1 protein-coding gene is annotated in these 1,996 nt (G+C 63.1%); it reads right to left on the bottom strand.

From position 1 onward, the window contains the following. Positions 1 to 181: 181 nt before the first annotated feature. Entirely contained in the window at positions 182 to 1,447 is a 1,266-nt protein-coding gene (gene ltrA / locus AB0E90_RS51620; RefSeq protein WP_360421213.1) for a group II intron reverse transcriptase/maturase, read from the bottom strand. Positions 1,448 to 1,996: the final 549 nt, after the last annotated feature.

Below are 1,996 nucleotides of genomic sequence, written 5' to 3' on the forward strand. Positions count from 1 at the left end.
GACCGGGCGATGTTGAGGATCTGGCACAACCGCTTCACGCCGTAGCGTGCCTGGTGGTCGGCGACGAACTGGAAGCGGTTCACCAGTGCATCGCCGAGTAGCCGGAGGGGATTTCACCCTCCGGCCCTCACAGAACGGAGCGTGACGATCTCTCGTCACTCCGCTCTTGTCGTCCTGATCGTCAGACCAGCACGGCGCTCACTGTCGCGGTGATGCGCCAGTGCGCGAACATGCGGGGGTATCGCCGGGCGATCTCCTGCATCTTCGCCAGCGCCTTCCGCTTGGCCGCGAGCCGTTTGTACTTCTTGCGGATCCAGCGCACCAGGTAGGAGTTGATGCGCGTCACGAAAGAGGTCAACTCCCACGGCCTGAAACGGCCGTAGTAGTTGAGCCAGCCCGCCACGACAGGGTTGATCCTTCGGGCGAGCTCGTGGAAGGTCAGATCGGTGCGGGTGTGCAGATGCCAGCTCCGCACTTCCCGGCCCATCTTCTTGAGAGCATCGTTGCTGACCGCCGGGTCAAACGCCAGGAACTGGTTCCCGTGCCGACTCCGGTTCCTCCTGGCGCGGAAGGTGTATCCCAGGAACGTGAACGCCGTGTGCTCGTAGGAGCCTTGACGATTCCCGTCCCGGCAGTACACGATCCGGGTCTTGGCCGGGTGCAACCGCAGCCCGACCTCGGCCATCCTGTCCGTGAGCGCGGCCAGCACTCGGCGGGCCTGGCGCTCGGCGACGCAGTGCAGCACGGCGTCATCCGCGTAGCGTTCGAACCAGACGGACGGGAACTCCCGGGCCATCCACGTGTCGAACGCGTAGTGCAGGAACAGGTTCGCCAAGACGGGAGACACAGGAGCCCCCTGCGGGGTTCCGCGCTCCCGTTCCAGCAGAGAGCCGTCGGGCAGTTGCAGCGGGGCAGCGAGCCACCTCCGCACATACAAGTTCACCCAAACGGCGTCGGTATGCGCTTCCACTGCCTTGACCAGCAGGTCCCAGGGCACGCTGTCGAAGAACTTGGCGATATCGAGCTCGACCGCCCAGTCCCGTTTCCAACAGCGTTCCCGGCACTTCTGCACCGCGTCCAAGGCGGACCGTCCGGGCCGGTATCCGAAGCTGTCGGGATGGAAAATTGGTTCCACCCTCCACATCAGATGCCGAGCCACGACGGTCTGAGCCACACGATCGGCGACGGTGGGAATGCCGAGCACCCTTTCGCCGCCTCCCTGTGGCTTAGGAATTGCCACCGCTCGCACCGGGGCCGGAAAGTACGAGCCTGACGACATCCTGTTCCAGACCTTATAGAGGTTGTTCCCCAGGTCCTTCTCGAAGTCGTCAATGCTCTGCCCATCCACTCCCGGCGCTCCCCTATTCGCTCTGACTTCCTCCCATGCCTCCTTGACTTCCCACTTTGAGATCTCAAACGACTTGGTCTGCGACTTCAACTGGCCCACCGAATTCCTCCCGGACACCGTCCGGTTGATGCGATCAACACAGTCACGAACGACCCGGCCCCTTCGCTCCACCCCCGTTACAGGGACATCACCACTACTACGAGCCGGTCCGCCAGCACGCCCCGCATCGGTACTCAGCCCCTCGCAGTGTCTGCTGCTTGCGGCGCTCCCTCTCGCCGCCGCCGAGCGGCGGGCAGTATCGAGGCGTGCCTTCTCCTGTTCCATGCGGAAGCCGCAGACCGGGCTCACGTCGCCTGCATGCCGGACACCACCTGGCCAATAGACGGGCTCCCGCCAGGCTCATCCCGGAGTTCAGGGAACACCCCGGTTTTGATGTCGTCTGTTTTCGTTTCGACACGTCAGCAGCGATTCACTTGCGTTCGTCTTCCCGGCCCCTACCTGACGCCTCTAACGACGCCTTTTCCTCATCGCTCACCACGACAGTCTTCGGCTAAGGGCCCGACGATGAATTAGCTGGTTGGTTCGAGGTTGATTGTCTGGTTTCGTAAGGTTTCGGGGATCAGTCCAGGGTGGATGACGTAGTTCCAC

This window comes from Actinoplanes sp. NPDC026619 (genome assembly GCF_040638295.1).
Classification (GTDB): Bacteria; Actinomycetota; Actinomycetes; order Mycobacteriales; family Micromonosporaceae; genus Actinoplanes.